The 18,511-nt window shown below is 68.0% G+C and carries 15 protein-coding genes; 8 read left to right on the top strand and 7 right to left on the bottom strand.

The window, feature by feature from the left end; genetic code table 11:
- The first annotated feature begins 157 nt into the window (after positions 1-157).
- Together A2X88_08990 and A2X88_08985 are read left to right on the top strand one after the other, a co-directional pair.
- Entirely contained in the window at positions 158-1,717 is a 1,560-nt protein-coding gene (locus A2X88_08990; protein OGP32966.1) for an apolipoprotein N-acyltransferase, read from the top strand.
- Between the two features lie 136 nt (positions 1,718-1,853).
- Positions 1,854-3,809 (top strand): aconitate hydratase, encoded by a 1,956-nt coding sequence (locus A2X88_08985; protein ID OGP32952.1) that lies wholly within the window; start codon positions 1,854-1,856, stop codon positions 3,807-3,809.
- A gap of 173 nt (positions 3,810-3,982) precedes the next feature.
- Here the strand turns inward: A2X88_08985 and A2X88_08980 are convergent, their stop codons facing one another.
- The 3 genes from A2X88_08980 to A2X88_08970 form a co-directional block, all read right to left on the bottom strand.
- On the bottom strand, positions 3,983-6,262 hold the full coding sequence (locus tag A2X88_08980; GenBank protein OGP32951.1) for a hypothetical protein: 2,280 nt from the start codon (positions 6,260-6,262) through the stop codon (positions 3,983-3,985).
- A 602-nt stretch (positions 6,263-6,864) separates the two neighbouring features.
- A complete protein-coding gene (locus A2X88_08975; protein ID OGP32950.1) occupies positions 6,865-8,853 on the bottom strand; it encodes a hypothetical protein in 1,989 nt (662 codons plus the stop codon).
- Positions 8,854-8,938: 85 nt separating this feature from the next.
- Positions 8,939-9,250, bottom strand: a complete 312-nt coding sequence (locus tag A2X88_08970) for a hypothetical protein (protein OGP32965.1) — start codon at positions 9,248-9,250, stop codon at positions 8,939-8,941.
- A gap of 190 nt (positions 9,251-9,440) precedes the next feature.
- On the opposite strand from A2X88_08970, the gene A2X88_08965 reads away from it, so the two are divergent.
- The gene (locus A2X88_08965; GenBank protein OGP32949.1) at positions 9,441-9,644 is read left to right on the top strand and encodes a cold-shock protein; all 204 of its coding nucleotides are present in this window, start codon (positions 9,441-9,443) and stop codon (positions 9,642-9,644) included.
- 228 nt (positions 9,645-9,872) lie between these two features.
- Here A2X88_08965 and A2X88_08960 read toward each other — a convergent pair whose 3' ends face one another.
- The 4 genes from A2X88_08960 to A2X88_08945 all read right to left on the bottom strand — a co-directional run bounded on the left by A2X88_08960 (position 9,873) and on the right by A2X88_08945 (position 13,118).
- On the bottom strand, positions 9,873-10,241 hold the full coding sequence (locus tag A2X88_08960) for a preprotein translocase subunit SecG (protein OGP32948.1): 369 nt from the start codon (positions 10,239-10,241) through the stop codon (positions 9,873-9,875).
- 20 nt (positions 10,242-10,261) lie between these two features.
- Positions 10,262-11,014 carry a triose-phosphate isomerase gene (locus A2X88_08955; GenBank protein ID OGP32947.1) on the bottom strand — a complete coding sequence of 251 codons (753 nt, stop codon included), beginning with the start codon at positions 11,012-11,014 and terminating at the stop codon, positions 10,262-10,264.
- 4 nt (positions 11,015-11,018) lie between these two features.
- Positions 11,019-12,023, bottom strand: a complete 1,005-nt coding sequence (locus tag A2X88_08950; GenBank protein ID OGP32946.1) for a type I glyceraldehyde-3-phosphate dehydrogenase — start codon at positions 12,021-12,023, stop codon at positions 11,019-11,021.
- 75 nt (positions 12,024-12,098) lie between these two features.
- Positions 12,099-13,118, bottom strand: a complete 1,020-nt coding sequence (locus tag A2X88_08945; protein OGP32945.1) for a hypothetical protein — start codon at positions 13,116-13,118, stop codon at positions 12,099-12,101.
- 75 nt (positions 13,119-13,193) lie between these two features.
- Between A2X88_08945 and A2X88_08940 the strand changes: the two genes are divergently transcribed.
- The 5 genes from A2X88_08940 to A2X88_08920 are packed head-to-tail and all read left to right on the top strand — an operon-like array spanning position 13,194 to position 18,439.
- Entirely contained in the window at positions 13,194-13,841 is a 648-nt protein-coding gene (locus A2X88_08940) for a hypothetical protein (GenBank protein OGP32944.1), read from the top strand.
- On the top strand, positions 13,838-15,337 hold the full coding sequence (locus tag A2X88_08935; protein ID OGP32943.1) for a hypothetical protein: 1,500 nt from the start codon (positions 13,838-13,840) through the stop codon (positions 15,335-15,337). Before A2X88_08940 ends, A2X88_08935 begins: the two co-directional genes overlap by 4 nt.
- Positions 15,334-16,515 (top strand): hypothetical protein, encoded by a 1,182-nt coding sequence (locus A2X88_08930; GenBank protein OGP32942.1) that lies wholly within the window; start codon positions 15,334-15,336, stop codon positions 16,513-16,515. Before A2X88_08935 ends, A2X88_08930 begins: the two co-directional genes overlap by 4 nt.
- Before the next feature lie 5 nt (positions 16,516-16,520).
- Complete coding sequence (locus A2X88_08925) at positions 16,521-17,216, top strand: macrolide ABC transporter ATP-binding protein (GenBank protein ID OGP32941.1); 696 nt, start codon at positions 16,521-16,523, stop codon at positions 17,214-17,216.
- Between the two features lie 50 nt (positions 17,217-17,266).
- Positions 17,267-18,439, top strand: coding sequence for a multidrug ABC transporter substrate-binding protein (locus A2X88_08920; GenBank protein OGP32964.1), 1,173 nt, complete (start codon positions 17,267-17,269; stop codon positions 18,437-18,439).
- The last annotated feature ends 72 nt before the right edge of the window (positions 18,440-18,511 follow it).

Here is an 18,511-nt window from a genome sequence, read left to right as displayed (position 1 = left end):
ACCGATGCTATTAGAGGGGTTTGGGGATGTCAATGGAAATGTTCCCTCCCCCCCCCTTTCGAATACTGTCGACACGTTCGGGCGGCGGGCATTCCGGGCGGGGGGCGACGAGGTTGTCAGCGCGCCCCGGAACGCTTATAAAGGCACGATGGCGGCGATGGAAAAGGCGGCAGTGCGTTTCTCCGCGTTCCGGCTCCCCGTTCTCTCCGGGATCCTCCTGGGAACCAGCTACATCCCCTTTCCTCCCTGGGCGCTCCTTTTCGGCTTCGTCCCTCTATGGCTCTTCTGGCTCCGCGAGAGCTCGTGGAAGCGGGTGTTCTTCGCGGGCTGGCTCGCACAGTTCGTCTTCACGCTGATCGCCTCGCACTGGGTGGCGCACACCGCCCACGAATTCGGCCACCTTTCCCGGCCCGTGTCCGCCCTCGTCCTGCTCCTCTTCTGCGCCGCGGGTCACCTTCACATCCCCCTTGCCGGGGTGGTCTGGTCGCTTTGCCGCTCCGGGGGGCCTCTCCCCGTTTGGGCGCAGCTTGGGCTGCTGCCGGCGGTCACCGCCCTGGCGGAATACGCCTGGCCCATGATCTTCCCGTGGAACCTCGGGTACCCGTGGCTGTGGGCCCGGCTTCCGGCGTACCAGCTCGCCGAATACGTGGGATTCCAGGGCTTGAGCGCCGTGACCCTTGCTCTCAACCTCGCGTTTCTGGCCGCCTGGGAGAACCGGGGGACGTGGAAAGGGGGACGCGTCCTCGGGGCCGCTCTGGCCTTCCTCGCGGCGATCAACGGGCTCGGCTGGATCCGGGGGAAGACCCTGCCTCCCCCCGATGCGGAGACGCGTGTCCTGATCGTGCAGGCCAACATCGGCAACCTCGCGAAGGAGCGCGCGCAGAGGGGCGAGCGGTTCCGGGGGGAGATCCTTCGGCGGTACTTCGAGCTGACCGCGCAGGGGCTTTCGGGACCGGGGAGCGGCCGGCCGGATTTCGCGGTGTGGCCGGAGTCCGCGTTCCCGGACACGATTCTCCCGGGAGCGATGGAAGAGGGAAACACCGCGCTCCTGCGGGCGTTTCTCCGCCGCCACTCGATCGCCCTGCTCACCGGGGCGCGGGGTTACGACGAAGCGGCGGGGAAGAAGACGAACGCGCTCTACCTCTTCGCAGAGGACGGCGAGGTGGCCGGCCCCCCGTACCACAAGACCGTGCTGCTGGCGTTCGGGGAATACGTCCCCGGGGCCCGTCTCGTTCCGGCGCTCAAAGGGTGGTTCCCCCGAACGGCCGACTTCGCACGCGGCCATGGGCCGGAGGTCAAGCGGCTCGGAGACCTGGTCCTGGGCCCGCAGATCTGCTACGAGGGCCTCTTCCCCGGCCTGTCCCGCGTCCTGGCCGACGGGGGAGCCCAGGTCTTCGTCAATGTGACCAACGACTCCTGGTTCGGCGCGCGGTCCGAGCCGTATCAGCACCTGGTCATGACTCTCGCCCGGGGGATCGAGTTCCGCCGGCCCGTCATCCGGTCCACGAACACCGGGATCTCCACGGCGATGCGGGCGGACGGGACCCTTCTCGCGCTCTCCCCGCTGCATGCGGAGTGGACGCAGCGGTACGACATCCCCTATCGGAGGGACCCGCCTCCCACCTTCTTCCAGGCGTACGGCCACTGGCTCGTTCCGGCGATCCTGCTCCTGGCGCCGGCGGGGATCCTCGCCGCGGCGTGGCGCCGGAAGGCGTGAAGGGGCATCCGGCGGTTGATTTCATCCCCCGCTTCGCGTATGATGGGCCGTCTTCCGTCCGGACACTGTCGACAGGCGGCGTCCGTGCGCGGAAGCCGCCGGCCGACCGAACAATCATCCGGGAAGGAGGGATATCGTGGGCAGGAACATCGTCGAAAAGATCATGAAAAATCATTATGTGTCGGGCAAGATGAAGCCCGGGCAGGAGGTCGCCGTCCGGATCGACCAGACGCTCACCCAGGATGCCACCGGGACGATGGCCTACCTCCAGTTCGAGGCGATGGACGTTCCCCGGGTCAAGACCGAGATCTCGGTCTCCTACGTCGACCACAACACCCTCCAGGAAGGGTTCGAGAACGCCGACGACCACCTTTACCTCCAGACGGTGGCGGCGAAGCACGGGATCTATTACTCCCGGGCGGGAAACGGGATCTGCCACCAGGTCCACCTCGAGCGGTTCGGCATTCCCGGGAAGACGCTGCTCGGCTCCGACTCCCACACGCCGACCGGCGGCGGGATCGGGATGATGGCGATCGGCGCGGGGGGGCTGGACGTCGCCGTGGCGATGGCGGGTGGGTCTTTCTTCATGACCTTCCCCAGGGTGGTCAAGGTGAACCTGAAGGGGAAGCTCTCCCCCTGGGTCTCCGCCAAGGATGTGATCCTAAAGCTCCTCGAAATCATGACCACCAGGGGAAACGTCGGCTGCGTCGTCGAGTACGGGGGGGAGGGGGTGGGCACCCTCTCCGTTCCCGAGCGTGCGACGATCACGAACATGGGGGCGGAGCTGGGCGTCACCACCTCGATCTTCCCCTCCGACAAGGTGACCAAGGCGTTTCTCAAGGCGCAAGGGAGGGAAGAGCAGTGGGCGCGGCTCCAGGCGGACAGGACCGCGAAGTATGACAAGGTGATCGACATCGACCTGTCGGCGCTCGAGCCGATGGTGGCGCAGCCGCACAGCCCGGACAACGTCGTCCGGGTGAAGGAGATCGCGGGGAAGAAGGTCCACCAGGTGCTGGTCGGCTCCTGCACGAACGCCTCCTACAAGGACATCACCACGCTCGCGAGAATTCTCTCCGGCCGGACGATCAGCGCGAACGTCTCCTTCGGCGTCGCGCCGGGATCGCGGCAGGTCCTACAGATGGCGGCGAAGGAGAGCAGCGTCGCCACGCTGGTCGGCGCCGGCGCGAGGATCCTCGAGACCGCCTGCGGGTTCTGCATCGGAGCGGGGCAGGCCCCCCCGTCGGGCGGGGTGTCGGTCCGCACGAACAACCGGAACTTCGAGGGGCGGTCCGGGACCAAGGACGCCGGGATCTTCCTCGTATCCCCGGAAACGGCCGCCGCATGCGCCCTGAAGGGGGAGATGGCGGATCCGAGGGACGTGGCCGCCGAACTCGGGATCGAATTCCCCGAGGTGAAGGTGCCGAAGAAGTTCCTGGTGGACGACTCGATGGTGCTTCCGCCCGCCGACGACCCGTCGAAGGTCGAGGTGCGCCGCGGGCCGAACATCGGCAAGCCGCCGGAGAGCGTGCCGCTTCCCGAGACGATCCGGGGGGAGGTGGCGCTGAAGGTGGGGGACAAGATCACCACCGACCACATCATGCCGGCCGGCGCGCGCCTGAAGTACCGGTCGAACATCGGCAAGTACGCCGAGTTCGTCTTCGAGGGGGTCGATCACACCTTCAGCAGGCGGGCGCTGGAGAACAAGGCGAGGGGGGTCCACAACGTCGTGGTGGGCGGCCTCTCCTACGGGCAGGGCTCCTCGCGGGAGCATGCGGCGATCTGCCCGAGCCACCTGGGGGTCCGCGCGGTGATCACGAAGGCCTTCGAGCGGATCCACTCGGCGAACCTGATCAACTTCGGGATCGTGCCGCTGCTGTTCGCGAACGAGGCCGACTACGGCCGGATCGAGCAGGGGGACCAGGTCGAGATCCCGAACATCCGGGAAGCGATCGCGAAGGGGCAGCAGCTCAGGGCCAGAAACGTGACCAAGGGGTTCGACTTCGAGGTGAAGCACACCCTCACCGGCCGCCAGGTCGAGATCATCCTGGCGGGGGGTCGGCTCGCCTACACGAAGCAGGCCGGCGCCTTCTGAGCGCCCGGCCGCTGCGCGGAACCCCCCGCATCGCTTACGGGTCTCCGTTACTCGGCGCAGCCGCCGCAGGAGGGGTCGATGGGGCACCGGCCGAAAAAAAACCCCCGACCCTTGAGAAAGGGCCGGGGGTTCCCGTCTTGCGTTCGGTTCGGGGTTGACGCCCTGCCGCGTTCTTACGGCGTGATCTCCAGGATCGCGGACCCGCGCTCCGCGCGGATCTTGCCGCCGCCCAGGATCATATGGGCCCGGGCAGGCACGCTGTCGTGGCAGTAGTAGCACGTCGAGGCGATCGGGGTGTTCACCCAGTCGGTGTCGTTCGGCACGCCGTCCCGGGCCGCGACGATGTCGGCCAGGGTCTCGGCCGAGTCCCCTGTCGTGGTCCTCTCGGTGCTCACCAGGACGCCTGCCGGGAGGGCATTGGGCATGTACGAGCTGCCGAGGTGGCACTTCGTGCAGTCCATCAGGTTGCCCGGGAAGGTCACCTCGCTCCAGTTGTAGTAGAAGCCGGTCAAGCCGCCCGACGTCCGGTTGCGGACGAACTCGTACGGCCGGTCGGAGGCACGGTGGATCCCGTGGATCAGGTTCTTGAAATGCATGGCCGCTTCGGGGTAGACCAGCGGATCGGAGCCGACGGCGGCCACGACGGCGGGGCTGATGGTCTGCGTCGCCGGGTCGATCGTCCGGCCGCTGCTGCTCAGGTTGGGATTGTGGCAGATCACGCAGACCTGCACGTTGTTGACGCGACTGCCGCCGTGGAGCGCGAGGGTCTCGTGGCACTCCAGGCAGCCGAAGGGTCTTGCAGTCGAAAAGTCCCCAGGATTGGTTACCGGTTGGCCGGTGCCGTCGACGTACCCGGTCTTGACCACGGTGCGGCGCACCGTGTCGCCGGTCACTGCCTTCACGACCGAGGGGGTGGGACGGCTCACGCCGTTTTCGGTGAAGGACCCTTGGAGGGCGACGGCGCGCAGGGTCGCGCCGGCCGGGAAGGGCGCGGACGAGAGAGTGACCGTGTAGCTCGCCGCCGATCCGGTCAGGGCCGACCGCACGCTCGAGAGGGAGACGCTGGCCGGCTGGCCGGCGCTCCGGCCGAGGTTGTTGTAGTCCGCCGGCGAGTCGATGCCGTCCTGCGGCAGCGCGTAGGCCACCAGGAAGCTGGGCCCGCTCGTGGTGTTCTCGGGCTGCACGGTGAGGTCGATGGGCGTCCCGTTCCGGTTGATATGGAACGTGACCACCGCCGCGTTGTTGCTGCCCACGGTGACCTCGTCGATCACGTACTCGAAGTTGGACAGGTTCGCGGGAACGTCGGGGTTGTTGGGCGTCGCGACGGTGGTGAGGTGGTACCGTTCGATCTCGCCGGACGGATGGCAGATCGCGCAGAGCCGGTTGTTCGCCTGCGCGCCGCCGACGTGCCCGGCCCCGGTGTCGAAGTTGACGCCGGTGTGGCAGGTTCCGCACGCCTCGCGGCTCGGGAGCGTGTTCCAGTTTTGCCCTTCCGCTCCTTTATGGCACTTGTTGCAGTTGCGGATGTCCTGCGGGTAGGTGACCTCGGTGAAATCGCCGTGATTTTCGCCATCCTCGAAGATCAGCAGGTTTTTGCCTGTGTGAATCCCGTGAACCAGCTTGACAAATGGGATCGGCACACTTGGGGCCCCTGAAGCTGCGCTCTGAGGCGCCAACTCGTTGTTGGGGTTGTGGCAGAGCACGCAGTACTTCGTATCGACGCGGCGGCTTCCGTGGAAGCTCGGCGTATACCCCAGCGGGTTGTGGCATTCGTTGCACGCGGCGGTGGTGACGATCTCGCGGGAGCGCACAGGGGTAACGCCGTCCGGCACCCAGTCGAAGGTGGGGTTCACCGACCGCAGGCCGGACGGAAGGGCGTAGATCTCGATCCCCACCCGGTGGGTGTAGCCCTCCTCCGCGGGGTCGAGCGCGATGCCGTCCACAAAGGTGAACGTGTAGCTGCCGTCGCCGTTGTCCACCAGCTGGTTCTTGTTGCGATGGCTCCTGGGGCCGTAGAAGAACCAGGAGTCGGGGTCGCGCGTCGAGATATCGTAGACTTGGCCCGGCACCAGCCGGGCGACCGTGAACCTCAGGTGGGTCAGGTTGTTGCTTGTTGACGGGGCGTCCGCGAGGTCTACGGATACCGTGTTCCCAGCAGTATCCTTCGCCTCGAACGTGAACGTCACCGAGACGTTGTTCCCGGCCTCGTTGAACGCGACGTCGGTGATGACCGCCGTCACCGTCCCGGTCGCCGTGTCGTGCGCGGCGGCGACGTCGGCGACCCTTCCGGCGGCGTGGCAGACGACGCAGGTTTCATTCGCAAGGACGCCCGTTCCGGGAGGTCCCGGAGCGCCCGGCGCCCCCGGGGGCCCGGCAGCGCCCACGGCGCCGTCGTCCCCTGAGCATCCGACGAACAACAGTGGCAGGACCAGAACCAGGATCCCGAGAACCACAAGTGACTTTCTCATCCCCCCTCCTTGGAAAGACAGACAATAAGGTTGCGAACGACTTTCCCCCTAGAGTCGCACGGACTTGCTCCAACTCCTCGGTTACCACCTCCTTTTTCGATGGATCGACGAGCATTGATGTTGAATTCTTCGACACTTACGGGGATTCCTTCGGTATGGGAATCCGCCGGACAGCCATCGATGTTCGTAAATCCAAGAATATAATGGGTTTTTGAAGAACTTGCTAATAGTACAAGGTATTGGCAAAAGGGGTCAACAAGAATAATTCTGCGCCGGACACGGCCCGGCGGCCCGGTGCGTCGCCGGAATTTCTCTTCCGGTCCCCGAAAGCGGAATCCCGGCGGGGATGGTATCATGGGGAAAACCGGGCGGCCCCCAGGGGGGGCGCTCAAGAGGGAAGCCGTTGCCGCGGGACGACTGGAAATACGACGAGGAGATGTGGGAGGAATCCGGGGAGGACAAGGAAGCTCCGCCCCCGGACCGGCAGTGCCCCAGGTGCCTCCACTTCGTCCCCCGCGAGTCGACCTACTGCACCTGGTGCGGGAAGCCGTTCGAGGACCGGGACAAGGACCGCTGACCGGCGCCAGCTACTCGATCAGGGCGAACCTCGACAGGATTTCCGGGGAGATCTCCTCCACGAACCGCGACGGGCGGGAGAGGACCGTTCCGCTGGCCCGCTCGTAGATGTTCACCGGGTAGGTGAACACCAGCGTATCCTTCGCCCGTGTCGACGCCACGTAGATCAGCCGCCGCTCCTCCTCCATCTCCTCCTCGTCCTCCGCCGCGCGGGAGGAGGGGAGCTTCCCGTCCAGCGTCCAGATGACGAAGACCGCCTTCCACTCCAGCCCCTTGGCCGAGTGGATCGTCGAGAGGGTCAGTGTGTCCTCCTCCCCCCCGGGAGCCGCGAGGTCCCCCACGGAGGCCTGCGGCGGCTCGAGCGTGATCTCGGAAAGGAAGGCCGAGAGGGTCGAAAACCGCGCGCAGAGCGTCTCCAGGTGCTCGAGGTCCTTCAGCCGCTTCGGGTAGTCGTCGAACTTCGCCTCCAGGATCGGACGGTAGTAGGCGGTCACCCTCGCCACGATCTCCTGGACCGGGATCTCCTCCGTCCGGGTCCCTTCTCCCTTCCCGCCGATCTCCCGGAGCAGCCTGGCCAGCTGCCCGGCCGCCTCCGTCCGCTTCATGGAGTCGAGCGAGGAGAGCACGGGGGCGAGCGAGGCCTCCGAGTGGGCGCGCAGCGAGAGATCCGCGCTCCGCTTCCTCCCCACGCCCGGCACCAGCATCAGGGCGCGGGAGAGGCTCAGGGTGTCGCGGGGGTTTTCCAGGAGCCGCAGGTGGGCGATCACATCCTTGACATGCGCGGTTTCGAGGAACCGGAACCCCCCGAATTTCCGGTAGGGAATCCTCCTCTTCGCCAGCTCCACCTCGAGGTCGAAGGAGAGGTAGGCGGCCCGGAAGAGGACGGCGATCTCCGAGAGGGAGATCCCCTGCTCCTCGTGCAGCTCCAGGATCCGGTCGGCGACGAAGAGCGACTGGACCCGTTCGTTCGGCGCGGAAAGGATCGACGGCTTCCCGCCGCCGGCCCGGCGGGTGAAGAGCTGCTTGGGGAATTTCTCGGCGGCCCCGGCGATGATCTCGTTCGTCACGTCGAGGATCGGCTGGACGCTCCGGTAGTTCTCCTCCAGGAAGACCGCCTTCGCGCCGGGAAAGTCGGACGGGAAGTCCATGATGTTCCGGAAATTCGCCCCCCGGAAGGAGTAGATGCTCTGGGAGTCGTCCCCCACCGCCATCACGTTGTCGTGGACGGCGGCCAGAAGACGGAGGATCTCCGCCTGGATCCGGTTCGTGTCCTGGTACTCGTCCACCAAAACGTTCCGGTAGGCGGCGGAGACCGACTCCCGGATCTCCCGGTTCTCCCGGAGCAGCGAGGCCAGGTGGACCAGCAGGTCGTCGTAGTCCATCAGGTTCCGGTCCCGCTTGGTCGCCCGGTAGAGGTGGTGGATCCGGAGGATGTCATCCAGGCAGTAGAGGAAGTGGGGCGCGTCCCGCTCCACCACCTCCGTCAGCTCCTCCTCCCGGTTCACCGCACGGCTGAAGAGGTCCGCCAGCGTCTCCTTCCGGGGGAAGCGGACCGTCTTGTGGCCCGCGTGGACCTCGTGGCGGAGCAGTCCGACCAGCTCCTCGGTGTCGGCCCGGTCCAGGATCGTGAAGTTCTCCCCGAAGCCGACGGCGGGGGCGTACCGACGCAGCAGGGTGTTCGCGAAGGAGTGGAAGGTCCCCCCGGCGACCTTCTCGCAGCGCCGGTCGAGCAGCGCGCAGGCCCTCCGCAGCATCTCCTCCGATGCCCGGCGGGTGAAGGTGAGCAGCAGGATCGACGGGGGGGGCTGCCCGGTCTCCACCAGGCGGGCCACCCGGTAGATCAGGGTGCGGGTCTTCCCGGTGCCGGCCCCGGCGATGACCAGAAGCGGCCCGTCTCCATGGAGGACCGCCTCGGCCTGCCGCTCGTTGAGGACCTTTTCGTACTCGATCCGGCCGGCGGCCGGGATCTCCCGGATGGAGTATCGTTTCGGAGGCGGCATCCCCCGATTCTACCACCCCGCCGTGCCGGTATGCGGGGACACTCCTGGTGTTATCGGTGCGAAATAGAGGAGTGTCCCCGCCCGATTACCTGGCCGTCCGGCCGTTGTGCTTGGCCCGGTAGATGTGCCGGGAGGAGTGGTTCAGACGGTGCTGGACCCGCGCCCGGTCGCGGCAGGTGAAATCCCCGTCCGCCTTGAGCCTGCGCTCCAGCCGCTCGGTCCGGAACTGCTCCCGCTCCAGCCGGGCCGCCTCGCCCGGGGTGAGCGACCCGTTCCGGAGCCCTTGGTGGATCCGCCGCTGCTGGTTCATCTGCCTCTGCCCGATTTCCGCGGCGAGCGCGGGAGTGGACCCTGCCAGCACGATCGCCGCCATCGCCATTGCGACCCCCTTTTTCATCAGCCGTTCCTCCTGTTCCGTCGGGATATCGATCCGTTTCTGACCGGTCAAACCCGGGATTTCGGGAAAAGTTTCCGGCGCGGTTCTTATCTTGACAGGGGGGAGATTCCCGCTGTACATTTCATCTGGTTCAGATATCGGGCGTCACGCCTCATGTTTGAAACGCAAATCCGGAAGGAGGTACAGGCAAGTGGCTCAGGGTACAGTAAAGTGGTTCAACGACGCGAAAGGGTTCGGGTTCATCGCACAGGAAGGTGGGCCGGATGTCTTCGTCCACTTCAGCGCGATCAAGGGCGAGGGCTTCAAGTCGCTGAAGGAGGGCGAGCGCGTCGAGTTCGAGATCACCGACGGCCCCAAGGGGCCCCAGGCGACCAACGTCGTCAAGGTGGCCTGAAAAACCCCCCGCGGGGAACAACATCCTGACAACGGAAACCCCGGCGAGAAATCGCCGGGGTTTTGATTTTTACGCAAAGACTTCCATCTCCGCTCGCCCCCCCTCCTGCGGATGCTGCGCCGGCAACCGGGGACCTCCCCCCGCATCGCTGCGGGTCCCCCTCCGATTGCATGGGCCTGGTGCGCCCGGTCGAGGGTCGCGGGCGCGCCCGGTGGTGTGTGTCGCTTGCTACTTGCCCGGGGCGGACGGAGGCGAGGGCGCCGGGGCCGCCGGGAGCCCCTGGGGCATCCCCGGGAGCGCGGCGGGCTGCCCCACCGGGCCCGGCATGGCGGGCACCTCCGCCCCCTTCATGATGCTCGAGGCGGGCCTTCCTCCGGAGAAGTAGGCCAGGAAGAGAGAGGTGCACATGAAGATGATCGCGGCGGCCGCGGTCAGCTTTCCGAGAAAGCTCGTGGGGCCGCTCGAGCCGAAGAGGGTCTGGGACCCCCCCCCGCCGAAGACCGCCCCGATGTCGGCCCCCTTGCCGGTCTGCAGCAGGATGATCAGGATCATCGCCAGGGAGACCACGATGTGCAGGATGACGATCAACGTATACATGGCGTTGTACCGAACCTCCGTCAGGTGAACTGTACGATCCGTGCGAACGATTCCGGGGAGAGACTGGCGCCTCCGACCAGCGCGCCGTCGATATCCGCGCGCCCCATCAGGTCGGAGATGTTCTCCGGCTTGACCGATCCCCCGTAGAGGATCCGGACCGACCCCGCGGCCGCCTCCCCCCAGAGCGATTGCAGCACCCCGCGGAGAAAGGCGTGGACCTCCTGGGCCTGCTCCGGCGTGGCGGTCACCCCGGTGCCGATCGCCCAGACCGGCTCGTAGGCCAGGAGGATCTTCCCGGCGGCCGACGCCGGGATCTCCGCAAGCCCGCCGCGGAGTTGCCGCTCCACCACGGAAAAGGTCTTTCCCGCCTCCCGCTCGGAAAGGATCTCCCCGACGCACAGGATCGGGATCAGGCCGGCTCCGATCGCGGCGCGGACCTTGCGGTTCGCCGACTCGTCGCTCTCGGCGAAATATTGCCGCCGCTCCGAATGGCCGACGATGGCGAACCTCGCCCCGGTCTGCTTCACCATCCCCGGCGAGACCTCCCCGGTGTAGGCCCCCTCGGCGGCGAAGTGGAGGTTCTGGGAGGCCACCCCCACCTTCGAGGTCCGGGTCAGCGCGGCGACCGCGGCCAGCGAGGTGAAGGGGGGTGCGAGCACGATCTCCACGCCGGAAACGCCCGCCACCCGGGGAAGGAAATCCTTCACGTAGCCTTCCGCCTCGGCCGGCGTCTTGTACATCTTCCAGTTTCCCGCGATGACCGGGGTGCGCATCCGCCTACCGTGCTCCCGCGACGATCTTGGCCAGGTCCAACATCCGGCAGGAATAGCCCCACTCGTTGTCGTACCAGGCCAGCACCTTCGCCATCTTCCCCTCGATCACCTTGGTGGAGAGGGCGTCGAACTCGGAGGAGTAGGGGGTGTGGTTGAAGTCCACGGAGACCAGCGGCTCGTCCACGTACCGGAGGATCCCCTTCAGCGGGCCCTCCGCCGCCTTCTTCATCGCCGCGTTGATCTCCTCGGGGGTCGCCGCCTTCGACAGCTCGACGGTCAGGTCGACGAGGGAGACGTTCGCCGTGGGGACCCGGATCGCCATCCCGTCCAGCTTCCCCTTCAGCGCCGGGATCACGAGGGAGACCGCCTTGGCGGCGCCCGTGGTGGTCGGGATCAACGACATCGCGGCCGCCCGGGCCCGCCGGAGATCCTTGTGCGGCAGGTCGAGGATCCTCTGGTCGTTCGTGTAGGCGTGGATCGTCGTCATCAGCCCACGCTCGATCCCGAAGCTGTCGAGCAGCACCTTCGCAACCGGGGCGAGGCAGTTCGTAGTGCAGGAGGCGTTCGAGATGATCCGGTGCTTGCCCGGGTCGTAGCTCTTCTCGTTCACCCCGATGACGAAGGTGGCGTCGGGGTTCTTCGCCGGCGCCGAGATCAGGACCCTCGAGGCCCCCGCCTTCAGGTGCTTCTCCGCTCCCTCCCGGTCGGTGAACATCCCGGTGGACTCGATGACCACCTCCACCCCGAGCTGTTTCCAGGGAAGTTCGGCGGGATCCTTCATGGCGAACACCTTCACCGGCTTTCCGGCGACCAGCAGGCCGCCATCGCGGACCTCCACCTTCTCGTTGAACCGCCCGTGGATCGAGTCGTACTTCAGGAGGTGGGCCAGCGTGGGGGCGTCGGTGATGTCGTTCACGGCGACGATCTGGAGGGCCGGATCCTTGTACGCCGCGCGGAAGAAATTGCGCCCGATCCGCCCGAACCCGTTGATCCCGACTTTGACGGCCATGTTGCTACCTCCCCGGGAAGAGATGGATGCATTGCCGGATTGAAGGTAGGAATTATACCCTACCGGCCGGTCCTGTCAATTCTCGGCGCGCCACCCGGAGGCGATGCCTGCCACCCAGGCGGCGGCCGTTTCCTCTTCGGTTCCGGCTCCTTCCTCCGGCGGTCCCTCCAGGCGGAAGAGGGTGACGGCCCGGAACCCCCTGGCCATGGAGAAGAGGGCGGGGGACCTGTACCGGAGGGTCGCTTCCCGGAAGGGAGGAACCCCGGATCGATCCCCGGCCGAGCGGACCCGGGAGACCAGCCCCGCGTCGACCCGGTACGGAAGAAGGGGTCCCTCCCGGACGGAGACTGCCAGGGGGCCATTCGCCCCGGAAGGGAACTCGAGAAACAGCCCCGTCCCGCGGAAGAGCGCTCCCCGGTGCCTGGCGAGGAAATACTTCACCTCCTCCGGGTCGCCCGAGTAGACCAGGAGATGGGGGACGAACCGTTCGCCCGCCGAACCGGCGAGCCGGGCCGCCCATCGGGGCGCCCGGTTCTCCGGCCCCGCCGGGGCGGCGGAGAAGACCCCCTCCAGGACCGAGAGCGAAAGCAGCGCAGCTCCCGCAACCGCGCCGGGGACGGGCAGGGGAGGCAGGTAGAGCAGGAGCAGGGCGGCCGAGGCGAGCCAGAGGGCGGCGCAGAGGAGCATCCCCGCCGCGTGGAGTCCTCTCCGGGCCGTCTCCCCGCGGGAGTAGTACCCGTTCCCCGTCAGGCGGCAGCGCAGCGGCAGGCCGAAAAAGAGCGCCCTTCCCTCCGTGTTCGAGGGGGTGCCGCGGACGACCAGGACCGCCCGGCTCCGCTTCCGCCCCAGCCAGTCGAGAGGGGAGAAGCCGCGGTCGTCCAGGAGCAGGAGGATCGTCCCCAGCGTCGCCAGCAGGAACGAGGCGGCGCCCCGCCCCGCGGCCAGCGAGAAGGCGGCGGCCGAGCAGGCGAGAAACCCCGCCGGAGGGGTCAGCCGCGGAGGGGAGGGGAGACGGAACCGCTCCAGGACGCAGTCGAATCCGCGGGAGGAGAGTTCCCGGGCCAGGGCCTCCATCTCTTCCCGCAGGCTTGACATTCCCTCCCCGCACGGTTGTACAATTGTTTGAAACAAGCGTTTACAACGGAATCCGAACGCCCGAAAGGAGTACCGATGCCGGATCTCCTGGCCGAACGCGCCCGCGACAGGGTCCTCGACGCTGCGGGGGAGGTGTTCGCGGAGCGGGGCTTCCGCCGCGCCACCGTCCGGGAGATCTGCCGCCGGGCCAACGTCAACATCGCATCGGTGAACTATTATTTCAAGAGCAAGCAGGACCTCTACGCCGACGTGCTCGAGTCCGCCTGGCGCCAGGCCCGCCGGAAATACCCCGACCACGACGGCCCGGGGCGGGGCGGAAGCGCGGAGGAGCGGCTCCGCCGCTTCGTCCGCACCTTCCTGCTCCGGATTCTCGACGAGGGGAGACCGGCCTGGTTCGGAAAGCTGATGGCGCGGGAGATCGTCGAGCCGACCGGGGCGCTGGACCGGGTGATCGAGCGTGCGATCCGCCCCCTCCACGAATCGCTCGGGGGACTCGTCCGGGAGATGCTCGGGAAGGGGGCGGACCGGGAGGAGGTCCGCCGGCATGTCTTCAGCATTCTCGGGCAATGCCTTTTCTACCGGCACGGCCGGCATATCATCGCGAAGCTGTATCCGGAGGTCGGATGCGACGTAGCCGAGATCGAGCGGACGGCCGAGCATGTCGCCTCGGTGGCCCTCTCCGCGTTGCGGCGGCCGGCGATTGCGGGGAGACATCCCCGATGAGGCGCGCCGGCGTCTTCCGGATCGCCGCGGCGCTGTGGATTTTCCTCGTCCTGCCGGCGGGCCGATCCTCCGCCGGGGAAGAGATCGCGATCTCCCTCGACGAGGCCGTGCGGATGGCCCTCGCGCGGAACCTGGGGCTGGCGGTGGAAACCTTCTCCCCCGCGATCGCGGCGACCGCCGTACGGCGGGCCGGGGCGATCTACAATCCCTCGATCTCCCTGGCGACGGAACATCGGGGAGAGGACTTCCGCCTGGTTCCGGACGAACCCGCGGTCGCGCGGAGCCGGTTCTTCGACGCGAACCTCTCCCTCGACCGCCTGCTGACGAGCGGCGCCACGGCGAAGGTTTCCTTCGAAAACCTCTTCAGCCGCGGAAGCGGGGCCGCTTCCCGCTTCGCGCAGCCGGAGCTTTCGGTCTCCTTCTCCCAGCCGCTCCTGGCCGGTCGGGGGGAGGAGGTGACCGGGCGCGGGATCACCGTCGCGCGGGATGCCCGGGAGTCCGCGGCGGCGGAATGGCGCGTGCGGGCCCTGTCGGTCGCCGGGGAGGCGCGGGACGCCTTCTTCTCCCTGGTCAAGTCGAGGGAGGAGCAAGAGACGCGGCGGGCGTCGCTGGCGGTCGCGCGGCAGCTCCATGCGGAGAACGAGGCCCGCGTGCGCGCGGGGGTGCTGGCCTCGATCGAGCTGCTCGACTCCGAGTTCGGCGTCGCCCGCCGGGAAAAGGATCTGCTCGAGGCGGAGAACGACGTCCTGGAGCGGACGGACCGTCTCCGGGTCCTTCTTCAGCACCCGGGAGCGGGCCCGCTGGTCCCGGGGGGTCCCCTGCCGCCCGCCCGGATCGAGTTTTCGGAGAAGGTGGCGACGGAGACCGCGCTGAGGATGCGGCCCGATCTCGAGGCGGTGCGGGTGGCGCTGCGGACGGAGGAGTTCCAGGCGCGGGTCTCCCGGAACCTGGCGCTCCCCTCCCTCGCGGTCACCGGGAGCGCGGGGCTTCAGGGGCTTTCGGCCGGGTACGGGAACTCGCTCGACGACCTGGCGTCGGGGGAAACCCCCTTCTGGTCGATCGGTCTCTCCTTCGCCTACCCCCTCGGGAACGACGCCGCGATGGCCGATCTCGCCGAGGCGAGGCTGAAAGCCGCGAGGGGGCGGGCGTCGATCCGCAGCCTCGAGGCGTCGGCCGCGCTCGAGGTCCGCTCCGCGATCCGGGACATGGAGACGAAGTTCCGGGCGATCGAGGTCTCGGGAAAAGGGGTCGCCCTGGGGGAGGCGCGTCTGGCCTCCTTCCTGAAGCGGGGGAAGATCGGGCTGGCGACTACCAAGGACGTCCTGGAAGTGGAGGCGGATCTGGCCGCCGCCCGGGACGCGCAGACCGCCGCGCGGGCCGACTACCAGGGGGCCGTGACCCGGTTCTACCGGAGCACCGGCGAGCTGCTGGAGGTGCACGGGATCCGGATCGGCGGAAAGGAGATCGAGGCCATGGCATGGAAGGAGCTCCGATGAAGAAGGGAATCGCCGCCCTGGCGGCGCTCGTCCTGGCAGGCGCCGCCGCGTACCTGCTCCTCGGCTGGCAAAACGTCAAGAAAGCCCCGCCGTACCGCACCGCGCCGGTCGAGCGTGGGGAGATCGCGGAAAACGTCCTGGCGACGGGGACCCTGAACGCCGTCACCACGGTCCAGGTGGGAAGCCAGGTTTCCGGCACGGTGATGAAGATTTCCGCCGACTTCAACTCCCGCGTGCGCAAGGGGGAGGTGATCGCCCGGATCGACCCGCGCCTCTTCGAGGCCTCCGTCCTCCAGGCGAGCGGGAGCCTGGAGAACGCCCGGGCGGCGCTGGAGCGTGCCGAGGTGCTCGTGGTGGACACGGAGCGGACCTGGCGGCGGAACCGGGAGCTGGTGAAGGACGGGTTCGTGGCGCAGGCCGACGTCGACTCCGCGCGGACCGCCTACGAGACGGCCGTCGCCCAGCGGAAGGGCGCGGAGGCGCAGGTGAAGCAGGCGGAAGGGGCGCTGGACGCGGCGGAGACGAACCTCCGGTACACCACCATCCTCTCCCCGGTCGACGGGATCGTGATCTCGCGGAACGTGGACGCGGGGCAGACGGTGGCCGCCAGCTTCCAGACGCCGACGCTGTTCACGATCGCGCAGGATCTCACGAAGATGCAGATCGACACGAACGTCGACGAGGCGGACATCGGGAGGCTGCGGGCGGGGCTGCAGACGTCCTTCACCGTGGACGCCTACCCCGGGCGGACCTTTCAGGGGGAGGTCGTCCAGGTCCGGAATTCCCCGGTCGTGACGCAGAATGTCGTCACCTACAACGTCGTGGTCCGGGTGGACAACGGGGATCTTGCCCTCAAGCCGGGGATGACCGCGAATGTCTCGTTCCGCGTGCGGGAGGTCGCGGAGGCGCTGAAGATCCCCAACGCGGCGCTGCGCTTCCAGCCGTCCGACGGGAAGAAGCCGGAGACGGGGAAGGGAAAGGCGCAAAGCCGCGTCTACCTCCTCGAAGCGGGAGGGAAATTGGGGGAGGTCCCCGTAAAGATCGGGATCCGCGCCGAGAAGCACACGCAGCTGCTGGAGGGGGAGCTGAAGGAGGGGGATCCCCTGGCGGTCGAGGAGGTCCGGAAGAAGGATGGGAATTCCGGCGGGCAGGGCGGTCCCCGGATGAGGCTCTTCTGATCGCCATGACGGCTCCCGTGATCGAGGTCGTCGGCCTCTCGAAGACCTACCGGCTCGGTCCGGTCGCCGTGGAGGCGCTCCGGGAGGTGTCGCTCACCATCCTGCGGGGGGAGTTCCTCGCCGTGATGGGCCCGTCGGGCTCCGGAAAGTCGACCCTGATGAACATCCTGGGCTGCCTCGACCGGCCGACGGAAGGGGTCTACCGGCTCGACGGGGAGGAGGTGGAGCGGCTGGGAAGGGACGCCCTGGCGGCGGTCCGGAGCCGGAAGATCGGGTTCGTCTTCCAGGGATTCAACCTGCTTCCCCGGATGACGGCGCTGGAGAACGTGGAGCTTCCGATGCTCTACGACTCCCTTCCCACGGCGGAGCGGACCGCGCGGGCCCGCGAGGCCCTCGCCTCCCTGGGGATCCTCGACCGGGAGCATCACCTTCCCACCCAGCTCTCCGGAGGGCAGCAGCAGCGGGTGGCAATCGCCCGCGCGATCGTGAACTCCCCCTCCCTGCTGCTCGCCGACGAGCCGACCGGGAACCTGGACACCGCCACGAGCGAGGAGATCCTCTCCGTCTTCCGGGGGCTGAACGAGGACCAGGGGATCACGATCGTGCTGGTCACCCACAACCCCGAGATCGGGCGGAACGCGCGGCGGATCGTCCGGTTCCGGGACGGCCGGATCGTCGGGGACGAGGCGGTGGCCCCGTGAACCTCTGGTCCGCGGGGAAGGTGGCCTACCGGTCGCTGCGGGCGAACCGGATGCGGTCGGTCCTGACGATGCTCGGCATGGTCATCGGCGTGGCGGCGGTGATCGCGATGGTGGCGATCGGCGCCGGGGCGAACGAGCGGATCTCCGCCCAGATCTCCTCCATCGGATCCAACCTGATCCTCGTCCTGCCGGGGAGCACCACTTCCGGGGGGCTGCGGTCGGGTTTCGGATCGGCGCCGACCCTCACGATGGCGGACGCACGGGCGATCGGGCGGGAGCTTCCGGCGGTCCTGCGGGCCTCGCCGTCCGTCCGCTCCAGCTCCCCCGTCGTGTACGGCAACCAGAACTGGAGCACCCTCGTCCAGGGGGTGGCGCCGGAGTATTTCGAGATCCGGGAGTGGAGCCTCGCGGAGGGGCGCTTTTTCACCCCGGACGAACTGGACGCCGCCTCCAAGGTGGCGGTGTTGGGCCGGACGGTCGTCCGGAACCTCTTCGGGGAGGTCTCCCCCGTCGGCGAGATCGTCCGGATCCGCAGAGTCCCGGTCACCGTGATCGGGGTGCTGCGGGAGAAGGGGCAGTCGCCCCAGGGACAGGACCAGGACGACATCATCATCGCCCCCATCACCACCGCCCAGACCCGCCTTTCGGGGAGCGCCCACCCGGGGTCGGTCGGGGTGATCATCGCGCAGGCGGTCGACCGGGAGCGGGTCGGGGAGGCGGAGCGGGAGGTGGTGGAGCTGCTCCGCCAGCGGCACCGGATCGGGAGCGGCCAGGACGACGACTTCTCCGTCCGCAACCTGAGCGAGATGCTGGCGGTCGCGGAGGCCTCCACCCGGATCATGAGCCTCCTGCTGGGAGCCATCGCCTCGGTGTCGCTGCTGGTCGGGGGGATCGGGATCATGAACATCATGCTGGTCTCGGTCACCGAGAGGACGCGGGAGATCGGGATCCGGCTCGCCGTGGGGGCGCGGGAGCGGGACATCCTGGTCCAGTTCCTGATCGAGGCGGTCTGCCTCTCGGTGGCCGGCGGGGCGATCGGGATCCTCCTCGGCATCGGGGGGTCGGAACTCATCTCCCGGTTCGCCGGGTGGTCCACCCTGATCTCCCCGGGGGCGGTCCTGGTCGCCTTCAGCTTCTCGGCCGCCGTCGGGATCTTCTTCGGATACTATCCCGCCCGCAAGGCCTCCCGGCTCGATCCGATCGAGGCGCTCCGCCACGAATAACCGCCCGACGCGAGGGGGCGCCCGGTACCGGCTCCGCCGCCTCGGAGGGGGGCTTCGCTCCGACTGCCCTCC

This window comes from Deltaproteobacteria bacterium GWC2_65_14, from assembly GCA_001797615.1.
Taxonomy (GTDB): domain Bacteria; phylum Desulfobacterota; class Deferrimicrobia; order Deferrimicrobiales; family Deferrimicrobiaceae; genus GWC2-65-14.
The sequence above is the reverse complement of the archived record's forward strand: the minus strand, read 5'-3'. Positions and strand labels throughout refer to the sequence as shown.

What these genes read in the sequence shown, in the direction of transcription:
- A2X88_08990 (OGP32966.1), top strand. Translation starts at nt 158, where the DNA reads ATGGAAAAGGCGGCAGTGCGTTTCTCCGCGTTCCGGCTCCCCGTTCTC.
- A2X88_08975 (OGP32950.1), bottom strand. Translation starts at nt 8,853, where the DNA reads ATGCCGCCTCCGAAACGATACTCCATCCGGGAGATCCCGGCCGCCGGC.
- A2X88_08970 (OGP32965.1), bottom strand. Translation starts at nt 9,250, where the DNA reads ATGAAAAAGGGGGTCGCAATGGCGATGGCGGCGATCGTGCTGGCAGGG.
- A2X88_08960 (OGP32948.1), bottom strand. Translation starts at nt 10,241, where the DNA reads ATGTATACGTTGATCGTCATCCTGCACATCGTGGTCTCCCTGGCGATG.
- A2X88_08955 (OGP32947.1), bottom strand. Translation starts at nt 11,014, where the DNA reads ATGCGCACCCCGGTCATCGCGGGAAACTGGAAGATGTACAAGACGCCG.
- A2X88_08950 (OGP32946.1), bottom strand. Translation starts at nt 12,023, where the DNA reads ATGGCCGTCAAAGTCGGGATCAACGGGTTCGGGCGGATCGGGCGCAAT.
- A2X88_08945 (OGP32945.1), bottom strand. Translation starts at nt 13,118, where the DNA reads ATGTCAAGCCTGCGGGAAGAGATGGAGGCCCTGGCCCGGGAACTCTCC.
- A2X88_08940 (OGP32944.1), top strand. Translation starts at nt 13,194, where the DNA reads ATGCCGGATCTCCTGGCCGAACGCGCCCGCGACAGGGTCCTCGACGCT.
- A2X88_08935 (OGP32943.1), top strand. Translation starts at nt 13,838, where the DNA reads ATGAGGCGCGCCGGCGTCTTCCGGATCGCCGCGGCGCTGTGGATTTTC.
- A2X88_08930 (OGP32942.1), top strand. Translation starts at nt 15,334, where the DNA reads ATGAAGAAGGGAATCGCCGCCCTGGCGGCGCTCGTCCTGGCAGGCGCC.
- A2X88_08925 (OGP32941.1), top strand. Translation starts at nt 16,521, where the DNA reads ATGACGGCTCCCGTGATCGAGGTCGTCGGCCTCTCGAAGACCTACCGG.
- A2X88_08920 (OGP32964.1), top strand. Translation starts at nt 17,267, where the DNA reads ATGCGGTCGGTCCTGACGATGCTCGGCATGGTCATCGGCGTGGCGGCG.